Origin of the sequence: Sulfurimonas sp. (assembly GCF_029027585.1) — a bacterium.
Taxonomy (GTDB): Bacteria; Campylobacterota; Campylobacteria; order Campylobacterales; family Sulfurimonadaceae; genus Sulfurimonas.
In genome coordinates this window covers 1,552,267-1,571,172 of sequence record NZ_CP093397.1, presented here as the reverse complement: position 1 = coordinate 1,571,172, position 18,906 = coordinate 1,552,267, and the positions used below count along the sequence as shown (strand labels likewise).

The 18,906-nt window shown below is 32.3% G+C and carries 21 protein-coding genes; 9 read left to right on the top strand and 12 right to left on the bottom strand.

The annotated features are described in order from the left end of the window. Positions 1-75 precede the first annotated feature (75 nt). Positions 76-1,437 carry a fatty acid desaturase family protein gene (locus MOV50_RS08225; protein ID WP_321777430.1) on the top strand — a complete coding sequence of 454 codons (1,362 nt, stop codon included), beginning with the start codon at positions 76-78 and terminating at the stop codon, positions 1,435-1,437. A gap of 67 nt (positions 1,438-1,504) precedes the next feature. Here the strand turns inward: MOV50_RS08225 and MOV50_RS08220 are convergent, their stop codons facing one another. The 3 genes from MOV50_RS08220 to MOV50_RS08210 all read right to left on the bottom strand — a co-directional run bounded on the left by MOV50_RS08220 (position 1,505) and on the right by MOV50_RS08210 (position 3,788). Continuing rightward, on the bottom strand, positions 1,505-2,137 hold the full coding sequence (locus MOV50_RS08220; protein ID WP_321779650.1) for a fatty acid desaturase: 633 nt from the start codon (positions 2,135-2,137) through the stop codon (positions 1,505-1,507). Between the two features lie 15 nt (positions 2,138-2,152). Further along, positions 2,153-2,491: a hypothetical protein gene (locus MOV50_RS08215; RefSeq protein ID WP_321777429.1), complete on the bottom strand. Its 339-nt coding sequence runs from the start codon at positions 2,489-2,491 to the stop codon at positions 2,153-2,155. A gap of 100 nt (positions 2,492-2,591) precedes the next feature. Then, positions 2,592-3,788: a hypothetical protein gene (locus MOV50_RS08210; RefSeq protein ID WP_321777428.1), complete on the bottom strand. Its 1,197-nt coding sequence runs from the start codon at positions 3,786-3,788 to the stop codon at positions 2,592-2,594. Between the two features lie 70 nt (positions 3,789-3,858). On the opposite strand from MOV50_RS08210, the gene MOV50_RS08205 reads away from it, so the two are divergent. Then, entirely contained in the window at positions 3,859-4,053 is a 195-nt protein-coding gene (locus MOV50_RS08205) for a DnaJ domain-containing protein (protein WP_321777427.1), read from the top strand. A gap of 121 nt (positions 4,054-4,174) precedes the next feature. Here the strand turns inward: MOV50_RS08205 and pstS are convergent, their stop codons facing one another. From pstS to ppk2 (MOV50_RS08190), 3 genes are all read right to left on the bottom strand, one after another. Next, positions 4,175-5,179: a phosphate ABC transporter substrate-binding protein PstS gene (gene pstS / locus MOV50_RS08200; protein WP_321777426.1), complete on the bottom strand. Its 1,005-nt coding sequence runs from the start codon at positions 5,177-5,179 to the stop codon at positions 4,175-4,177. A 69-nt stretch (positions 5,180-5,248) separates the two neighbouring features. Next, positions 5,249-6,124 (bottom strand): polyphosphate kinase 2, encoded by an 876-nt coding sequence (gene ppk2, locus MOV50_RS08195; protein ID WP_321777425.1) that lies wholly within the window; start codon positions 6,122-6,124, stop codon positions 5,249-5,251. Positions 6,125-6,136: 12 nt separating this feature from the next. Next, a complete protein-coding gene (gene ppk2 / locus MOV50_RS08190; RefSeq protein WP_321777424.1) occupies positions 6,137-7,039 on the bottom strand; it encodes a polyphosphate kinase 2 in 903 nt (300 codons plus the stop codon). Between the two features lie 111 nt (positions 7,040-7,150). Here ppk2 (MOV50_RS08190) and pstC point away from each other — a divergent pair, with 111 nt between their 5' ends. From pstC to MOV50_RS08155, 7 genes are all read left to right on the top strand, one after another. Continuing rightward, positions 7,151-8,008: a phosphate ABC transporter permease subunit PstC gene (gene pstC, locus MOV50_RS08185; protein WP_321777423.1), complete on the top strand. Its 858-nt coding sequence runs from the start codon at positions 7,151-7,153 to the stop codon at positions 8,006-8,008. After that, complete coding sequence (pstA, locus tag MOV50_RS08180) at positions 8,008-8,847, top strand: phosphate ABC transporter permease PstA (protein WP_321777422.1); 840 nt, start codon at positions 8,008-8,010, stop codon at positions 8,845-8,847. The genes pstC and pstA overlap by 1 nt, the downstream gene beginning before the upstream one ends. Further along, complete coding sequence (gene pstB / locus MOV50_RS08175; RefSeq protein WP_321777421.1) at positions 8,847-9,632, top strand: phosphate ABC transporter ATP-binding protein PstB; 786 nt, start codon at positions 8,847-8,849, stop codon at positions 9,630-9,632. Before pstA ends, pstB begins: the two co-directional genes overlap by 1 nt. Before the next feature lie 24 nt (positions 9,633-9,656). Continuing rightward, positions 9,657-10,328, top strand: coding sequence for a phosphate uptake regulator PhoU (locus MOV50_RS08170; protein WP_321777420.1), 672 nt, complete (start codon positions 9,657-9,659; stop codon positions 10,326-10,328). Between the two features lie 40 nt (positions 10,329-10,368). Then, the gene (locus MOV50_RS08165) at positions 10,369-10,752 is read left to right on the top strand and encodes a PAS domain-containing protein (protein ID WP_321777419.1); all 384 of its coding nucleotides are present in this window, start codon (positions 10,369-10,371) and stop codon (positions 10,750-10,752) included. Between the two features lie 9 nt (positions 10,753-10,761). Then, positions 10,762-11,877: a methyl-accepting chemotaxis protein gene (locus MOV50_RS08160; RefSeq protein ID WP_321777418.1), complete on the top strand. Its 1,116-nt coding sequence runs from the start codon at positions 10,762-10,764 to the stop codon at positions 11,875-11,877. A gap of 195 nt (positions 11,878-12,072) precedes the next feature. Next, positions 12,073-13,476, top strand: coding sequence for a glutamate decarboxylase (locus MOV50_RS08155; RefSeq protein WP_321777417.1), 1,404 nt, complete (start codon positions 12,073-12,075; stop codon positions 13,474-13,476). A gap of 5 nt (positions 13,477-13,481) precedes the next feature. On the opposite strand, the gene MOV50_RS08150 is transcribed toward MOV50_RS08155, so the two are convergent. The 6 genes from MOV50_RS08150 to panD form a co-directional block, all read right to left on the bottom strand. Beyond that, positions 13,482-13,934, bottom strand: coding sequence for a GNAT family N-acetyltransferase (locus MOV50_RS08150; RefSeq protein WP_321777416.1), 453 nt, complete (start codon positions 13,932-13,934; stop codon positions 13,482-13,484). A gap of 399 nt (positions 13,935-14,333) precedes the next feature. Next, positions 14,334-16,253 carry a transketolase gene (gene tkt / locus MOV50_RS08145; RefSeq protein ID WP_321777415.1) on the bottom strand — a complete coding sequence of 640 codons (1,920 nt, stop codon included), beginning with the start codon at positions 16,251-16,253 and terminating at the stop codon, positions 14,334-14,336. Between the two features lie 108 nt (positions 16,254-16,361). Further along, the gene (locus MOV50_RS08140) at positions 16,362-17,210 is read right to left on the bottom strand and encodes a polyprenyl synthetase family protein (RefSeq protein WP_321777414.1); all 849 of its coding nucleotides are present in this window, start codon (positions 17,208-17,210) and stop codon (positions 16,362-16,364) included. Then, positions 17,197-18,216: a PDZ domain-containing protein gene (locus MOV50_RS08135; protein ID WP_321777413.1), complete on the bottom strand. Its 1,020-nt coding sequence runs from the start codon at positions 18,214-18,216 to the stop codon at positions 17,197-17,199. Before MOV50_RS08135 ends, MOV50_RS08140 begins: the two co-directional genes overlap by 14 nt. Further along, complete coding sequence (locus MOV50_RS08130) at positions 18,217-18,534, bottom strand: YbaB/EbfC family nucleoid-associated protein (protein ID WP_321777412.1); 318 nt, start codon at positions 18,532-18,534, stop codon at positions 18,217-18,219. It lies immediately after the preceding gene. Continuing rightward, complete coding sequence (gene panD / locus MOV50_RS08125) at positions 18,534-18,899, bottom strand: aspartate 1-decarboxylase (protein ID WP_321777411.1); 366 nt, start codon at positions 18,897-18,899, stop codon at positions 18,534-18,536. The genes MOV50_RS08130 and panD overlap by 1 nt, the downstream gene beginning before the upstream one ends. Positions 18,900-18,906: the final 7 nt, after the last annotated feature.

Sequence of the window (18,906 nt, the reverse complement as noted above, 5' to 3'; positions counted from 1 at the left end):
AGTTTTTAGAGGTGCCCTTAAGTATTTTTCCATATAATATGAATTATAAATCCACTTAATGAAAAGGGGCAAATTTTGTCACAAAATCCAAAGAAAACATTAGATGAAATTCTTAAACAACGAGAAGACAGAGATGCTATTGTTTCAACTGAAGAAGCCTTAGAAGTTGAAAAACAAGAAGCTATTTGGGCTGATGAAGCAAATGAAGAAACTCATATTTTCAACGAGGTAGAAGATGAATCTCCAACTAAAATATTCGAAGCACTACCTGCTAATCATATATATGCAAAATATGAAGATATTGATAAAGACTTACTTCAAAAAGATATAGAAGAGATTAAAGAAAAACTTGGTCCAGTATCAGAAAAAGACTTTCAGCATCTACTCAAACTTGAACGCTGGTCAAGAGGTGCTACATTTGCTGGTTTCTTTATGATATATCTAGTAACTGCTCTTGAAGTTTCTATTGGTCTTGGAGCATTTGGTTTTTGGACATTGGGTATTATTGCAGCAATTCTTGTAGGTGTTGGAAATGTAACAAGATGGGCAGATATAACTCATCCTATTTTACATGGTGCTTATGATAAAGTTCCAAACATTCCATTAAAGTATAAGAAAAAAGGTTACGCTAGAGGAGCTAGACGATATATCGATTGGCTTGACTGGATAAAACCTGATGCATGGGAATATGAGCATAATATTATGCACCATTATCATTTAGGAGAAGACGATGATCCAGATAATGTTGAAAAAAATCTTCAATGGCTCATAAACTTTCCAGCTCCTTTTTGGTCTAAAAAGGTTCTTGTTTATGCTTTTGCCTGTGTTTGGAAACCCACATACTATGCTCCAAATACTATGAGAATTTTAAATAATAAAGAAAGAAGAAAAAATAAGTTACCAGAAACTGATGAGTATAACTATCTTCCATTTTCTCAAACAGGAAGAAAACTTTGGAAAGATTTCTATTTACCTTATGGATTATTTCAGTTTGTAGCTATGCCTCTTCTGTTTTTACCACTTGGTTGGACTGCTGTTGTAAGTGCTTTAATTATATTAGTAATGGCAGAAGTATATGCAAACCTTCACTCATTTTTAGTAATCGTACCAAACCACTCGGCAGGAGATATTTACCAGTTTTCAGAGCCACATAAATCTCAAGGAGAGTTCTACCTTAGACAGATTATGGGAAGTGTAAATTACAATACTGGAACAGATTTAATAGACTTTACACATGGTTTCTTAAACTACCAAATTGAGCATCACCTATTTCCAAATACGCCTCAATCTTACCAACAAAAAATGCAACCTCTTGTAAAAGAAATTTGTTTAAAACATAACATTGAGTACAGACAAGAAAGCGTTTTCAAAAGAATCGGTATGACCGTTAATTTAATGGTTGGAAAAGATAAAATACTTCGTGTAGATGGAATTTAATCCTGCTCTTTAAAACATAACTCAGCAGACTTAATTATTATTAAGTCTGCACTCTCTCTTTTTATTATCAATACTCTTTTAAAACATTATTTATTTGAACATAAGCTTGAATTGGTGTTGCTTCAAAGTATGCAATATTATGTTTTTTAGCAAAATCTCTTGTCATTTCTTGTACTTTTAAAAGATTAAATCTTGGTGCTTTTGGAAATAGATGATGTTCGATTTGAGTGTTTAAACCACCATAAAACCAATGAACAAATTTTCCACCAATAAGTGAACGAGATGTTCTCATTTGTAACTCCATCCATGAAAGTGATTCACTCTCTTCTTTTTCAAAAACTTCACAACCTAAATGATTAGTTATAAAACCAAATGCAAGCCAGCCAGATAAAACTATATAAAGAGTGATAAAAATTGTAATTGCACTAGCAAATGGCATAAAATAGAATATAGGACCCCATATAATAGGCCAGTGAAGAAGCATCATTGCAAGTTCACCATATTTCTTTTTCCTAACCGCGAAGCTATATGATTGAGCTATAAATGCGGGATACATAAAGAACATTGCACCCCAAAAAATAAGATATTTTATACTTCTTAAAAAAGGACTACAACCTTTTTGATTTTTTGTAAAAGCTCCGTCCATTGCAAGTATATCTTCATCTTTATCAGGAACATTACACCAAGTATGATGATTAATATTATGTTTAAAATCCTACCAAGAAGATGAATTACTTAATATAAAAGCAGAAAATGGATAACTAAGTTTAAAAGAAAGGGTTTTATTTTTAAAATACTGAGTATGTAAAATATCATGAGAGATAAATACAGCACGAGTAAAAATAATCGTTAAAAATATTCCCAAAAAGAAAGCAGAAAATGCCCCTAACTCCATCGCTTGCCAATTTACAACGATTGTATAAAATAGAACCATACTAAGCATTGTTAATATCATTTCAATAGAACCACGAACAGGAATACGCTCTAAAAGACCAGCTGCACGAACTTCATCTTTTAACTCTTTAAAAATATCAGGATATGTTGCTGTTGACATAATTAGTACCACCTTATAAGTAGAAATTTTAGTGATATATTATAGCTTTTTTTAAGGATGATATAAATCAAATAAGACCCATAAAAATGGACCTTAAATCTTACCAGTGAACCTCAGCAGTTATCATTGCAGATGTCCAGTCTTTGTTAGTTGAATTTTCAACATCATAAGTTTGACCAGAAAGAAGCCATTTTACATTTTTGTTTTGTTGCCAAGCAAGACCATAGATATAACTGTTTTCTTTTGAAGTTACATCATTACTAACCGTGTCTTTATTTTCCCATCTATCATAACGAGCAACTACAGAAAATTGTTTTTTATCGCCTATACGATAAGTACCATTTACAGAGTATCCTTGTCCATTCCAGTCAGTTGTGCTATCAATTCTATCATTCTCAGACTTAACATATTGAGCGGCAATTAAAAAAGATGGCATATTGTAAACAGTATGCAGACCATAAAATTTATAATCTGCTAACTTTCCAGCTGCATCTGCATTATGAGAGTTTTGCATATTATATTGACCAAAGAAAGAAGCATCAAAATAATTGTCTTTTAAAGGTTTTCTTTTTTTCTTTCCATTTCCTAGTATAGATGCTGTTAATCTCCACTCAGCTGAAACACCATCACCAATCTCTTCATCATTAGCTCCACCATTATCATTTGATCCATGGTAACCTTCACCATTAAATATACCTAGCTCAGATGTAAAATAATCAGTTTTTGTTTTAAAATTGAAACCTAAATCAGCAGAATTTGTTAAATGACCAGCTTCACTTGCTTCTACAAAAACTTTAGAGATTGAACGCATCCACCAACCTTGATGCTCTTCATAATCAATCCAAGGTCTGTGAACCATACCAAATTCAACACCTGTAAATGGTAGAACTTCGTTTAGATAAAGATACGCATATTTAACATATACATTTGCATGACCTTCACCATTAGCAGTTTTATTTGTATAAGTTGCATCTAGCGTAACACGAAGATAACTTTTAGGGTCTTCTAACAAATACGCTTTAACTTGAAGGTAGTTTCGACGCATTTCAAAGTTATTTGTACTATCACCTTCTTTCATATTTTTGTTAATAAAACCTAAATAATGCGTGCCACTAAACTTTAATTTTGAAGCTTTTGCAGAAACTTTTGTACTAGAACTTCTCAACTCTGTTCGACCTTCCCCAGCCGTTGTAAAAACTTGTCCATCTTTATTTGAATATAATTTAATATCACCTGCTGTTGCACCGACTGTACCTATTGTTAACACAGTTAATGCTGATAAAACGATTTTTTTCATTTCTTAGATTCCTTTTTTTTGTTATGCTATTATACAAATTATATATTACATCTTTATTACAAGGATAGTTATGCGTTATGCAGATTTTGAGCAAGCTCTTGATAGTTTGAATATAGTAACACGAATGACAAATAATGAGTTAAAAAACCAATATCTTAGGCTATCAAAAAAATATCATCCTGATATGCAAAATGGAAATGATGATAAATTTAAAGAGGTAAATGAGGCATATAAAAACCATACAACAATATATGAAAAATTTTAGATTTTCTCTTGATGAAGATGAGTTTAATAGACAAAACCCTTTGGCAAATAGACCTGATGATTGGTTTAAAAGTTTTAACTCATAAAAAGGTTCTTGCATTCTCAAGATGCAAGAACCATAATTATTTTATATTAGTTGCCCAATACTCTCTAATCATTTTTTTAGTAGCCTCTGGAAGTGGAATATATCCTAACTTCTTAGCTGATTTATCACCATTTTTAAAAGCATAATCATAAAATGCTATGACTTTTTTATTCATTTCTACTTTTTCAACAGGAAGTAAAATAAAAGTAGCCGCAACAATAGGATAAGAAGTATCTCCAGGTTGAAGAGCTAACATCGCATAAAAATTATCTTTTTTTGTCCAACTTGCATACTTTGCAGCAGCTTTGAAGTTTGCTTCAGTTGCTTTTACCCATTTTCCATTTGCTGTTTTTAATATTGCAGCAGATAGGTGATTTTTCTCTTTATACGCATTTTCTATGTAACCTATAGAATATGGAGTTTGTTTAACTAAGTTAGCAACACCCTCATTTCCTTTTCCGCCAATTCCTACTGCCCAATCAACTGCTTTACCTGTTCCAAAATTATTTTTCCAATTTTTTGAACTGCCACTTAAATAATAAGTGAAGTTATAAGTTGTACCACTTCCATCTGAACGATGAACAACTATGATTTTTTGATTTGGAAGATTTAAACCACTATTATTAGCAGTAATTTTTGAATCATTCCATGAAGTAATTTTACCTGCAAATATATCTGCAACAACCTCGTTTGATAGTTTCAAAGTTTCATCAGCAATGCCTTTAACATTAAAAGCTATAACTATTGAACCAATAACTGCTGGAAATTGTAAAAGTTTTGACGAAGTTAATTTTTTAGAATTAAGAGGTTTATCAGATGCACCAAAATTTACAATGCGTTTTGTAATTTGCTTGATTCCACCACCAGAACCAATAGACTGATAATTAACGCGGTTTTGAGTATCTTTTTTATAACTATATGCCCAATCATAATATACAGGAGCAGGAAAAGATGCCCCCGCTCCATTTATTTTATCAGCCGCTATTGATGAACTAAAAGCAACTGCTACAACTACTGCAACGCTAAGTATTTTATTTAACATTTTCGTACCTTTTCATTTTAAGATGCGAAAGTATAAAATTACTATGTTACAGTTAGATTACGATGTCATTTACTTCTTAAGTGAAAACTTAAATCTTTTCTCCATTGCAATGGCTTCATCTCTTCCATAAACTATTATTTCTTTGTCTATCTCTATCTTTTTTGAACTTATTTTATCAGGGTAATCAACAAAGTTTAAGATATGTTTGATGCAGTTTATTCTAGCTTTTTTCTTGTTGTCACTTTTCACAATAGTCCAAGGAGCAGCTTCTGTATGAGTTGCACTTAACATCATAAACTTAGCAAGTGAATACTCATTCCAAAGTCTTTGTGACTCTTTATCAACAGGAGATAGTTTATACTGCTTTAGTGGGTCTGTTTCTCTAGCTTTAAATCTACTTGCCTGCTCATCTTTTGATACCGAGAAATAAAATTTAAATATTTGAATACCTTCATCTACTATCATTTTTTCAAACTCTGGAGCATCTTTTAAAAATTTATGATGTTGTCTTTCTGTACAAAAACCCATAACAGGTTCAACCATAGATCTGTTGTACCAGCTTCTATCAAATAGTACCATCTCTCCTGCACTTGGTAAGTGCTTTGCATATCTTTGGAAATACCATTGTGAAGTCTCTTTATCACTAGGTTTTTCTAGTGCTACAACTCTTGCCCCTCTTGGATTTAGATGTTCTGTAATTCTCTTGATAGTTCCACCTTTTCCAGCAGCATCACGACCTTCAAATATCATAAGAATTTTAAGACCTTTATCTTTTACATGGTTTTGAAATTTCAAAAGTTCAACTTGAAGTTCAGAAAGCTCTTTTTCATAAGCCAGTTTTTCTTCTTTAACCCAAATCTGAACTTTACCTTCTTTTTTTGATACTGATCTTCTATCTGAATTTTTCGTTCTTCTTTCTTTATTTCTCTCTTTACTCTTTGCCATTTAACTTTCCTTTTAACCTATAAATTTACCTGTACTTGATACTTGCGCATCCATAATCTCTATCTCTCTTGCTCCCGATATAACGACTCTAGGATCAAGTGCATAGTTAAGAGAATCTTCTCTACCTTCATAATCAACTGCATGCAGTATCACTTTTAAAGATTCTAGTCTAGCTTTTATCTTATCTTTTGAACGGATAATAGTCCATGGTGCTCTATGAGAATGCGTTTGCTTTATCATGTTGTACTTTGTTGTAGTAAACTCGTCCCATTTTTCTTGAGCTTGCATATCTATCTCGCTAAGCTTCCATTGTCTAAGAGGGTCATTTTTTCTTCTCTCAAATCTTCTAGCCTGCTCATCTTTTGTAACACTATAATAAAGTTTAACAAGTATGATACCTTGACGAACTAAATCATTTTCAAAGCCTTTAACACCTCTCATGAAATCATCATATTCTTTTTTTGTACAAAAATTAAATACTGACTCAACCATAGCTCTGTTATACCAACTTCTATCAAAAAGAACTATCTCTCCACCAACTGGAAAATATTGTATATATTTTTGATAAAACCATTGAGTTTTTTGTTCTTCTGTTGGTTTACCAAGTGCTACAACACGATAATGTTTTTCATCCATATATCTAGTAACTCTTCGTATAGTTCCACCTTTACCAGCAGCATCTCTACCTTCAAAAAGAATAATCATTTTTTGGTTATTAACTTCAAGATGTTTTTGTAATTTTATAAGTTCCGCCTGATAAGGCTTTAATTTTTGCTCATCTGCTCTTTTTAAATCAGCTTTACTCTTAGTTGCTTTTTTATTTTTAACTTTAGATTTTTGATAACCTTCTATCAACTCTTCTAAAGAAACAACACTCCCATCTACTTCAAACATACTATTTTTCTTTATTTCCATTAATCTTCCCTATTAGCTATATACAATAATTATACTCCTAATACTCTTAGTAATCTCTTTGTAACCAAACTTTTTTATACTTCTAGACTTAAAAAAGGGAGAAACATTTTTTTGACAAAAATAATAGATAATATATTCGCCTCTTTAACTAAATTCATAGCTATTTCTATATTTTTTTTAGTTGCTGGGATTTTTACAGTTTTACTTAACCAATCTATGGATTCCATACAGGCTTTAGGATTTGATTTTATTACTGACACAAAATGGGCTCCTAACTTAGAAAAATTTGGTGCTTTACCTGCTATATATGGTTCTGTTGTATCGACTTTTTTAGCAATGCTATTGGCTGTTCCACTTGCTATTGGTGTAGCAATATTTTTGAGTGAATTAGCTCCTCAAAAAATTAAAACTCCTGTTGGAGTAAGCATAGAGCTTCTTGCTGCTATCCCTTCTGTTATATACGGTATGTGGGGACTTTTTTATTTTGTACCTATTATTCGAGATATCTTTGGTGGTATTGGTATAAGTATGTTAACTGCAGGAATTGTTCTCTCTATCATGATACTTCCATTTATGGCGGCAGTAACTAGAGATGCTATGGATACAACACCAGATATTTTAAAAGAATCAGCTTATGCGCTTGGTGGGACTAAATGGGATGTAATTAAAGATATTGTTATCCCTTACGCAAAAGCTGGAATTATTGGCTCTTTTATTTTAGCTTTAGGTCGTGCTATCGGAGAAACTATGGCGGTCACTTTTGTTATGGGTAATGTTCATAAAATCTCGCTCGATTTAACAGCACCTGCTACTTCTATACCTGTAACTTTAGCAAATGAATTTACAGAGGCAGATACAGACCTTTACTATTCATCTTTATTTGAACTTTCTATTTTACTTCTTGTTATTAGTTTTACAATTATCTCAATAGCAAAATTTTACTTCCTTAGAAGAAAAAGGATAAGTTAATGACTCATACAAAAAAGCGTATAATTGCCAACAATATAGTTATGGTTTTATCAACTATCTCTGCTCTTATTGGTATTGGTTTTTTATTTTGGATCTTAGGTGTTTTAGTTATCAACGGGGTAGATGCTTTAAGTTTTAGCATCTTTACTCAAGAAGGCGCACCTCCCGGTTATAAAGATAGTGGTCTTAAACACGCTCTTATTGGTCAGTTTATGATTGTTGGAGTTGCTACTCTCATTGGTGTTCCTTTTGGTATTTTAGCTGGAACATATCTTAGTGAATATGGACAAAAATCAAAATTAGCAGAAACAATTCGTGATATTTCAGACATTATGATGTCTGCTCCAAGTATTGTCATTGGTGCTTTTGTTTACTCTGTTGTAGTTGCTCCTATGGGACACTTTTCTGGTTGGGCTGGTTCTATCGCCTTAACTATCATAATGCTACCAATCATTTTACGCACAACTGATGATATGCTTCAGTTAGTTCCTTCCACTCTCAGAGAAGCTGCTTTTGCTCTTGGTGCGCCTAAATATAAAGTAATTATCCAAGTAGTTTATCGTGGTGCTAGAGTGGGAATATTAACAGGAATATTACTTGGTGTTGCTAGAGTAGCTGGAGAGACAGCTCCTTTACTTTTTACATCATTTAATGATAATTTTTTAAATACAGATATGAGTGAACCGATGGCATCTCTAACTGTAACTATGTATAACTATGCAACAAGTCCTTATGAAGATTGGCAAAAACTCGGTTGGGCAGCAGCTTTTATACTTAGTATGTTTATCTTAACTCTTAACATCATCGGACGAGTATTTATTATGAAAAAGGGGAAATAATGGCAACTATTATAAATATAGCAGAAAAAAAAGCACTTCAAGTTAAAAATTTTGAGTTTACTTATGCTGGAGTTGATGAACCAAGTATAAAAAAACTAACTATGCCCATAGCAAAAAATTCTATTACGGCACTTATTGGTCCATCTGGATGCGGAAAGACTACACTTCTTAGAAGTTTTAACCGTATGCATGATTTATATGCTGGAAACAGTTATAAAGGCGAAATTTTATTTAAAAATAAAAATATTTTGACTCCAAAAGAAGACCTTATCAATCTTAGGATAAATATAGGAATGATATTTCAAAAGCCCACTGCATTTCCTATGAGTATTTTTGATAATGTTGCATATGGTATGAAACTTCAAGGTATAAAAAATAAAACTGAACTAAAAGGTAGAGTTGAAAAAGCACTTAGAGACGCAGCAATTTGGAATGAAGTAAAAGATAGATTAAAGCACGACGCAAACGGTCTTTCAGGTGGGCAACAACAACGACTATGCATAGCAAGAGCAATTGCTGTTGAACCAGAAGTCTTACTTTTTGATGAGCCAACTTCTGCCCTTGACCCAATTTCAACAGCTGGGATTGAAGAGTTAATAGTTGAGCTTAAACAGAGAGTTTCTATCATTATAGTGACACATAATATGCAACAGGCTGCAAGAGTAAGTGACTATACAGGTTTTATGTATTTAGGTGAACTGATAGAACTTGGTCGTACAGAAAAGCTTTTTGTAACACCAAAAGAAAAACTAACAGAAGAATATATTACTGGTAAATTCGGTTAAAAAAAATAATTAAAGGATAACTAGATGTCAACAAAATATAATACTAAAATAGAAGAAATTAGAAAGACAATTTCAAACTTATTAAGCACAATAATAGAGGCTAATTCTCTTAGTCTAGATGCTTACAAAAATAGTAATGAATCATTATATAAAAAAGTTCAAAGCAAACTTACCAATATCAGTATGCAAGGCGATATAATCGATAATGAGATTATAAAAACATTTGCCCTTTTTGGCCCAGAAGCAAAAGAACTTCGTTCTTTAGTTGCTTATTTAAAAATGACAAATGAAATAGTACGAATAGGCGTGGGTGTTAAAAAATACTCAAATCGTATGAAAGAGCATTCTCTTAGTTTGTGTGATTTAACACCACTAGATGCAACTATAATTCTTCTACATAAAAGCACTATAACTGCGCTAGAGTATATCCTAGAATGTTTTGAGCAACTAGACAACTGCGATATAGAATCTTACTATGCTAAAGTTATGGTTGAAGAGAGCAAAAATGATGATTTTTTTTCCCTACTAGAAAAAGAAATTATGACTATGATTATAGATGAAAAAGAGCTTTCTATTGAGTATGTAAAAGTTTTGGGAACACTTCGTAAACTAGAGCGTTCATGTGACAGAAGTGTAAATATTGCAAACCTGATGCTTTATGCTTCACAAGGTGGTGACATTCGTCAATATACTTAACTATGCTAGAATATCGGCAATAATATTAGAAAGGAAATATATGCAAGAATATGTTTTAAAAAGTGATGATTTCTTGGTATCACAAACTGATGAAAAAGGTAAAATCATATTTGCAAATGATGATTTCTGTAAAATAGCTGGATATACCTTAGAAGAACTTATTGGACAACCTCATAGTATTGTTCGTCATAAAGATATGCCTCGTGCAGCATTTAAAGACTTATGGGAAACTGCAAAAAGTGGGAAAATATGGACTGGTTATGTAAAAAATACTACAAAAAATGGTGATTACTACTGGGTTTTTGCAACTGTGTATCCTATGTATGATGATCTCACAAATCAAAAAACATTTATGTCTTGTAGAAGAAAACCTTCTAAACAAGAAATAGCAAATGCCCAAGCACTATATAAAACACTTAACTAGGATAAATCTATGAATACATTACAAAAAAACATAATACTTGTTGTTACATTTTCTTTATTAATAGCATCTATATTATTAACAGATTCTACTATTATTCAGGTTATTGCAGCAGTAATTACAGTTGGTGTCGCTATAGCTCTTCAAAATATTCCATCATCTGGGGGAGCTAATACTTTAAATAAAAAAATAATACAGTTAATAGAAATGCTGAAGTTTAATGTTAATAAAATAGCTATAAATCAAAATGCAACTTCACAAGCAGAACAAAACTTTAATAAGATAATAACAATCTATCAGTCATCCATAGAAGAAGATACAAAAGTTGCAGGTGAAATGGTTTTGACAGCTGACAAAGTTTCAAAAGGAAATTTTTCTATAAGAATTGCTTCTAATTCAAAAACACCGTATGTTCATGTTCTTAGAAATAGTATGAATAAAATGCTTGAAGAATCTGAGAAAAATTTGGATAATGCTATCAATACACTTCAAAGCTTTTCTGATGGTAAATTTACTACAAGAAGTACTGTAACCGTTGAAGCTAAAATGGCTGATTTATTAAACAATATTAATATTCTTGGTCAATCTCTTGAAGATTTGCAACAACAAAATGAAGATTCAAATAATCAAATTATAGAATCCTCAAATACATTAAATACCACAATAGAAAATATTACAAATACAACAATCGTTGAGTTTAAAGATAGCATAAATAATATTGTAGATAGAATTCATTCTGTTTCCCAAAAAGAAAATGAAATGGTTGATAATCTACAATCTCTTGTTCAAAATGCAAATGAATTGAAAACGATTCTTCTAACTATTGGCGATATCGCTGAACAAACAAACTTACTAGCTCTAAATGCAGCCATTGAGGCAGCTCGTGCTGGTGAGCATGGTCGTGGTTTTGCAGTTGTTGCTGATGAAGTTAGAAAATTAGCTGAGAGAACACAAAAAAGTCTCTCCGAGACAACAGCTACTACCAATGTTCTGATTCAGTCTATCTCAGATAGTTCAGAAACTTTAAATAAAAATGCTGAGGAAGTAAATGGCATCTCTGATGCTGTTAATAAAGTAAGCAATAAAATGGATGAAATCATAGATACTTTAAATAGTTTATCTGATTAATCAAAAATAAAGCAGTCTATAGATTATGAGATTTAAACTTGAATTGGCGTTGTAAATAAGACTTTTTCAACCATCACTATACGGTACTTTCAATTACTTTTTAAACTCCATTTTTCTATTTTAAATCTAAATTTCACTAAATTTAGTGAAATTATGTCAAGATATACTTAGTGATTAATGGATAAAAGGATAGAAATGTTACATAAAAGAAAACATGAGGATGAAGTTCAGACATCTTTGTTAAGAGAAAACGATCCAGTATTTGGTGCTAGTGGCTTAAGAAAACCTGCCCCAAAGTACAATATACCAGAGCAAGAGATGACACCAAGAAATGCTTATCAAATTGTTCATGATGAACTTATGTTAGATGGAAATTCAAGACTCAATTTAGCAACTTTTGTGACAACATGGATAGAACCAGAAGCTGCGCAACTAATGAATGAAACATTTGATAAGAACATGATTGATAAAGATGAATATCCTCAAACTGCACAGATTGAAATGCGTTGTGTAAATATGCTTGCTAACTTATTTCATGGTCATACCAATTCAGACAAGGAAGCTTGTGGATGTTCTACCATTGGTTCAAGTGAAGCAGCGATGCTTTGTGGAATGGCTATGAAATGGAACTGGAGAGCAAAACGAAAAGCTCAGGGTAAAGATACAACAAAACCAAATTTTGTTGTTGGTTCTGATGTACAGGTTTGCTGGGAAAAGTTTTGTGTTTACTGGGACATCGAGATGAGAACTGTCAATATGAATCAAAATAATGGATTTAAGTTTGACCCTGCAAAAGCCATTGAATTATGTGATGAAAACACTATGGGTGTTCTTGCAATTTTAGGTACAACATATACTGGTGAGTATCAAGATGTTAAAACATTAAACGACCTTATTGATGTTTATAATAAAGAAACAGGTTATGATATCCCTATTCATGTAGATGCTGCAAGCGGTGGATTCGTTGCTCCATTTTTAGACCCTGAGCTAGAGTGGGACTTTAGACTAAAGTGGGTAAATTCTATTAATGTATCTGGACATAAGTTTGGTCTTGTAGCTCCCGGTGTTGGCTGGGCAATGTGGAAAGAGTGGTCATTATTGCCAGAGGAGCTGATTTTTCATGTGAATTATTTAGGTGGAGATATGCCTACATTCGCACTAAATTTTTCTCGTCCTGGTAGTCAGGTAATTGCACAGTACTATAACTTTATTCGTTTAGGATTTGAGGGGTATAGAAAAATACATCAAGCTTGTTTTGATGTAACAATGTACTTAAAAGAAAGACTGGATCTATCCGGAATTGGTGAGTCAATAATAGAAGATATTAAAATGCCTCTTTTAGCATTTAAGTTAAAAGATGGAGCTTCTTATAATGTTTATCAAGTCTCAGACAAACTTCGTTACCATGGCTGGCAAGTTCCAGCTTATACACTTCCTTCAGATGCCGAGGATGTAGCCATTTTAAGAGTTGTTGCAAAAGAAGGTTTTGATTATGATTTAGCAACTCTTTTAGTTGAACATATCACTCAAGCTACTAAAGAATTAGAAAATGAAAATGAAATTTCATCACCAATATCTAGTGGACTGAAAATTTGTTAGAAAGACTATGAGTTTATTGATTTTTTCATCTTGAAAAACTCAATATTCTCATTATTGATTTTTTCGTTTGTCTCCCCTGTAATTTTAAAGCCCAACTTTTCATAAAGTTTTATAGCAACAGGATGATTTTTTCGTACTATCAAAGATATTTTTGTAAAAAGAAGTTCTTTAAAACCTAAATCAATAGCTTTTGAAGTAATAGTTTTCCCATAACCTTTATTTAAAAAACCAGGGTTTATAAGGATTCTAAATTCATTTTCATTTTCTTCAATAAAGAAAAAAACTCCAATGATTTCACTATTTTTTTTGGCAATAAAACAAGATTTAGAATCTCTTGTACAATATGAATCTAACCAGCCATCTTTTTCTAAAGCATAATTAAACCCAGAATATTCACCTTCATATCTCCACAAAGATATAAGCTCTTTATTTTCTATAGTTAATTTTTCAATATTCATTTAAACTCTTTATATGTAATTTTACGAATCCAATCGAGAGACCACTGCATAATTATATAGCACCCATTTCATCTAATTTTACAATAATTTAAAAAAGTCCTTTGTTAAGCTCTTTAAGTCTTCTAGAAATGAATTTACTTTTTTTAGTCTTGGTATGCTTTGTAACTTTACAGACCAGCTTGAAAAATATGGAGCACATAGATATAAAGAACTTTACTGTGGGGCGTGGCTATGTGTCGCACATGACACGACCTGCATATGACTAAGAGCTTAAGATACTAGTGAACTTGCCAATAGTATCCATATTATATTCTAGATTTTGTTTCTCTAACACTTGGCGTTCATTATCAACAAATATCAAAGATATGCCGAAAATAAAAATATCTATTAATATTATAATTATTTTATTTTTTCTAAAATTGATTCTACTGAGAAACCAAATTTTTCAAACAACTGACCTGCTGGTGCAGATGCTCCAAAGCCTTCCATTGCAATAACCTCATCTGCAAGTTTATACCATTCTAAGCCTCTTGCTGCTTCAATAGCAACCGTTTTAGTTCCTTCTTTGATGATTGAAGAGATATATGATTTATCTTGTTCAATGAAAAGGTCAAAACATGGAACTGAAACAACATTTACAGGCACATCAATATCGTTTAGTGCTTTTTTGACATTTAGAGCAAGTTCAACTTCACTTCCAGATGCCATTAAAGTAATAACTGCATTTTCATCAGATGCAAGTAAATATCCACCCTTAGATGCCTCGCCACTTACAGCACTTGGAAGAATTGCAAGAGTTTGACGAGAACAAACAAAAGCTGAAGGAGATTTGCTCATAGCTAAAGCTGTTTTCCAAGCCTCTATATTTTCCGCTCCATCTGCTGGTCGCCAAACATAAAAGTTTGGTAAGGCACGAAACTGAGATAAATGCTCGATAGGTTGATGTGTTGGACCATCTTCACCAACACCTATACTATCATGTGTCCAGATAAAAAACTGCTGGATGCCAGTAAGTGCTGCTATACGAGCGGCAGGTTTTAAGTAGTCTGAAAAGACAAAGAATGTAGCTGAAAAAGGCATAAGTGGACCATAAAGTGCCATAGCATTTACGATAGATGCCATTGCATGTTCACGAATTCCAAAGTAAATATTTCTACCCTTTGGATAGATGCCCATACCATTTAAGTTAGTCTTATTAGATGGACTTAAATCTGCTGAACCACCTAAGAAACTTGAAACACCTTTAGCAATAGCGTTCATTATTTTTCCATTAGTTCCACGAGTAGCTTCTGCTTTATCAAAACTAGGATACTCGATACGAGAGAAATCATGATTTACTAAAGCATCTAGAGCTTCGTTTTGCTCCATTAAAGGCATAGTTTTTTTAGAGTGAATCCACTCTCTTTCTAACAAATCACCCTCTTCAATAGCGCATCTAAATCTTATTAGTACATCTTCATCAACATGAAAAGTTTTACTAGCATCAAAACCTGCATCTTTTTTAGCTTGAGCGATTATTTCATCTCCAAGAGGTGCACCATGAGCGTGATGAGAACCTTCAAGTTTTGCAGCACCTTTAGCAATAATAGTATTTGCAATAATTATAGTTGGTTTTTTGTTTGATTTTGCAGTTGTAAAACAGGTGTCTATCTCATCAAAATTATGACCATCACACTCTAAAACATCCCAACCTTGAGATTGAAATCTTTTAGTTATATCTTCGCTAATACTTAAATCTGTTGAACCTTCAATAGTAATGCGATTTGAATCATAGATAAGGATTAGGTTGTCAAGTTTGTTATGTCCAGCGATGGAACAAGCCTCATAAGAGATACCTTCTTCTAAATCGCCATCTCCACATAAACAGTAAACATTATGGTCTATTAAAGAAGCTGCATCTGAGTTTACTTGAGCACCCATAAACTTTGAAGCCATAGAAAAACCAACAGCATTAGCAATTCCTTGACCAAGAGGACCCGTAGTAATCTCTATACCTGCTGTGTGCCCATACTCTGGATGCCCAGGAGTTTTAGAGTCTAGTTGACGAAAGTTTTTTAAGTCATCTATTTCTAAACCATATCCCCAAAGATAATAAAGTGAATAAATAAGACCTGTTGCATGTCCACCTGAAAAAACCAATCTGTCACGGTTTAACCAATCTGGATTTTTTGGATTGTGATTTAGATGTTCACTTAAAACAACAGCGATATCTGCAAGTCCCATCGGAGCACCTGGGTGACCTGAATTCGCACGCTGAACCATATCTGCTGCTAAAAATCTTATCGAATCTGCCATCTTTTGACGCATTACATTACTCATAATTATTATTCCTTAATTTTATTCTATAAAATGAAGGCAACCTTCATCTATGTCCCGCAAAGGAACAAGGTCCCTTTACTCCGCTTGCACCGCTGTGGTGACTAAAGTTTAGTTTTTATGTCTATTTATATATTTTGTTAGTACTGGGGATAACTCACTTTGTAAACTATCCTCAAAACTATTTAACTCTTTGTTTAATTCATCTGCCAAAATATTTGCCTCTTTCATCGCAGCATCTAGCCCTAAAATTGTTACAAAACTATTTTTATCTTCATCATTATTTGTAAGTTTTCCAGCTTCAAGTGAACTTTGTGTTACATCTAAAATATCATCTTGAATTTGAAATAAAAGTCCAAGTTTTATACCAAAGTCATAAAGTTCTTCACCTAGTTCTTCTCGTCCTACAATTATAGCTCCCATCTGCATAGATGCTGCTATAAGTTTAGCTGTTTTGTTTGTATGCAAGATTTTAATATCTTCTAATTTTAATGGTTTATTTTCAAAGTAACAGTCAATCGCTTGACCTAAAACCATTCCATTTAGTCCACCATTTTTAGCTAAAATATTTATAAGTTTTACTCTTGTATAGTCTGAAAAAGGAGCCTCAGATAAAATTTCAAAAGAGTAAGTATTTAATGCATCTCCAACTAAAATAGCTGTTACTTCATCATAAACTATATGTAAAGTCGGCTCTCCACGACGAAGTGGTGAGTTATCCATTGCAGGTAAATCATCATGGATTAGAGAGTAAGTATGAAGAAGCTCAACAGCAAAAGCAGCATGTCTTGCACCCTCAGCTAAAAGAGGATTATATGCATTAACAACACCTAGTAAAAGTGCAGGTCTAAACCTCTTTCCACCAGCAATTAGCATCTGTCCTAAAGCCTTCTCGTAAGTAGGATGAATACTAGAAGAAGTTGGTAAATTATCTAATAAAAACTGCTCAAATTTTTGCATGTGGAATTATATCACTTTTTTCTTTACCCTTAATATTTATAAAAAACTCAAAATCTTCTCTCTCAAAAAGTAAAGATGCTCTAAATTTAAAATCACTTATATACTTTCGTATCTCATAAACATTATTTACTTTTTTACCATTTACTTGAAGAAGTTTATCACCAATTTTAAGTCCATAACCTTTAAACTCATTGGCAATTCTCATTATGGTTAGATTATTACTAAAATAAATTCCTTTTTCTTCTAAAAAAGTATCACTAATATATCCTCCACCATATCTTTTTTTAGTCTTCACTTTAAAAGTAAGATATTTTGAACCTCTTTTTACTTTAACTCTATGGTAAGTTCCCACTCTTGAAAAAAGTATCTTTTTCATAAACGCAGAAGCACTTTTAATCTTTTTTCCATTTAGCATTACAATGCAGTCATCTTTTAGAAATGGGTTGTCTTTTAGAAATGGGTTTATTCTTTTAACTAAAAGTAGTTCTTTTTCATTTGCAACTCTTATACCGATATCGCCATAAGTTACATACTTCTTTTTTAAAAATCTCTCAATATAATCTTTTTGAATTATTCCTCTTGAAGTTGCGATGCCTTCTAATGCACAGCAACTATTTAAAAGCAAAGCTGGAGTTTTACTTCTTTGGCTAAACTTTGCAAAACTATTTAGTCCAACCTGTCTTTTTGTAATTCTTCCTTCTCTTACTCTTTTTTTATCCACTATCGCAATGCCAAGAGTTAGATGATTATTTATCTTAAAAGGATGTTTGAACTTTTTTCTATCTTTAATGAGGTAAAGGGAAAGAAAAGGATCATGTTTTATAATCTTTGCATTTGGTTGATATCTTGAAAAAATTAATTTTTGATTTTTTATTACTGGTATTTGAAGTGAATACTTTTTTACAGCATCTGAGTCTTTGATTTTAAGTTTGCAAGAGTCATAACCACCCTTACAAGCATATAAGTTTAAAAGAAGAAAATTTAGAGCTAAAAATAGCCTAAACATTTATTTTCCTGCAAATGGGTTCATACCACCCATGCCACCAAGCATTCCCATCGCAGAACTTTTTTGATTTTGTTGAACCATCTTACTTGCATCATTTAAAGCACCAATAAGAAGGATTTGAAGGGTGTCTTTATCTTCAAGTAAAGAATCATCAATATTCAAATCAATTACTTCACCTTTGCCATTCATACTTACTTCAACTAAACCTCCACCGCTTTTAACACTAAAAGTTTTAGATTCAAGTTCGCTTTGAAATTTAGCAGCATTTTCTTGCATACCTTCTAGCATCTTACTCATATCGCCCATATTTGAGAACATTAGATACTATCCGCTATATAATCTATATCATTTTTATCATCTAAAATCACAACTTTTGGTTTATAAGTTTCAAGCTCTTTTTCATCATATGTCGCATAAGCTACTATGATTATTTTATCGCCAGGGTGAACTTTTCTAGCTGCTGCTCCGTTAAGACAAATATCTCTTTTACCGCGCTCACCTAGAATAATATATGTTGAAAATCTTTCCCCATTATTGACATTTAAAATTTCAACTTTTTGTCCAACTCTCATCTTAGAAGCCTCTAAAAGCTCCTCGTCTATCGTAATAGAACCAACATAATTTAAGTTAGCATCTGTAACTGTTGCACGATGAATTTTACTATATAACATATCAATTAACATTTAACTT

Coding starts and splice junctions, on each gene's coding strand:
- MOV50_RS08150 (WP_321777416.1), bottom strand. CDS start 13,934: ATGAATATTGAAAAATTAACTATAGAAAATAAAGAGCTTATATCTTTG.
- MOV50_RS08215 (WP_321777429.1), bottom strand. CDS start 2,491: ATGTCAACAGCAACATATCCTGATATTTTTAAAGAGTTAAAAGATGAA.
- MOV50_RS08130 (WP_321777412.1), bottom strand. CDS start 18,534: ATGTTCTCAAATATGGGCGATATGAGTAAGATGCTAGAAGGTATGCAA.
- MOV50_RS08160 (WP_321777418.1), top strand. CDS start 10,762: ATGAATACATTACAAAAAAACATAATACTTGTTGTTACATTTTCTTTA.
- pstA (WP_321777422.1), top strand. CDS start 8,008: ATGACTCATACAAAAAAGCGTATAATTGCCAACAATATAGTTATGGTT.
- MOV50_RS08140 (WP_321777414.1), bottom strand. CDS start 17,210: ATGCAAAAATTTGAGCAGTTTTTATTAGATAATTTACCAACTTCTTCT.
- panD (WP_321777411.1), bottom strand. CDS start 18,899: ATGTTAATTGATATGTTATATAGTAAAATTCATCGTGCAACAGTTACA.
- MOV50_RS08205 (WP_321777427.1), top strand. CDS start 3,859: ATGCGTTATGCAGATTTTGAGCAAGCTCTTGATAGTTTGAATATAGTA.
- MOV50_RS08135 (WP_321777413.1), bottom strand. CDS start 18,216: ATGTTTAGGCTATTTTTAGCTCTAAATTTTCTTCTTTTAAACTTATAT.
- pstB (WP_321777421.1), top strand. CDS start 8,847: ATGGCAACTATTATAAATATAGCAGAAAAAAAAGCACTTCAAGTTAAA.
- MOV50_RS08210 (WP_321777428.1), bottom strand. CDS start 3,788: ATGAAAAAAATCGTTTTATCAGCATTAACTGTGTTAACAATAGGTACA.
- ppk2 (WP_321777424.1), bottom strand. CDS start 7,039: ATGGAAATAAAGAAAAATAGTATGTTTGAAGTAGATGGGAGTGTTGTT.
- MOV50_RS08170 (WP_321777420.1), top strand. CDS start 9,657: ATGTCAACAAAATATAATACTAAAATAGAAGAAATTAGAAAGACAATT.
- pstS (WP_321777426.1), bottom strand. CDS start 5,179: ATGTTAAATAAAATACTTAGCGTTGCAGTAGTTGTAGCAGTTGCTTTT.
- tkt (WP_321777415.1), bottom strand. CDS start 16,253: ATGAGTAATGTAATGCGTCAAAAGATGGCAGATTCGATAAGATTTTTA.
- MOV50_RS08165 (WP_321777419.1), top strand. CDS start 10,369: ATGCAAGAATATGTTTTAAAAAGTGATGATTTCTTGGTATCACAAACT.
- MOV50_RS08155 (WP_321777417.1), top strand. CDS start 12,073: ATGTTACATAAAAGAAAACATGAGGATGAAGTTCAGACATCTTTGTTA.
- ppk2 (WP_321777425.1), bottom strand. CDS start 6,124: ATGGCAAAGAGTAAAGAGAGAAATAAAGAAAGAAGAACGAAAAATTCA.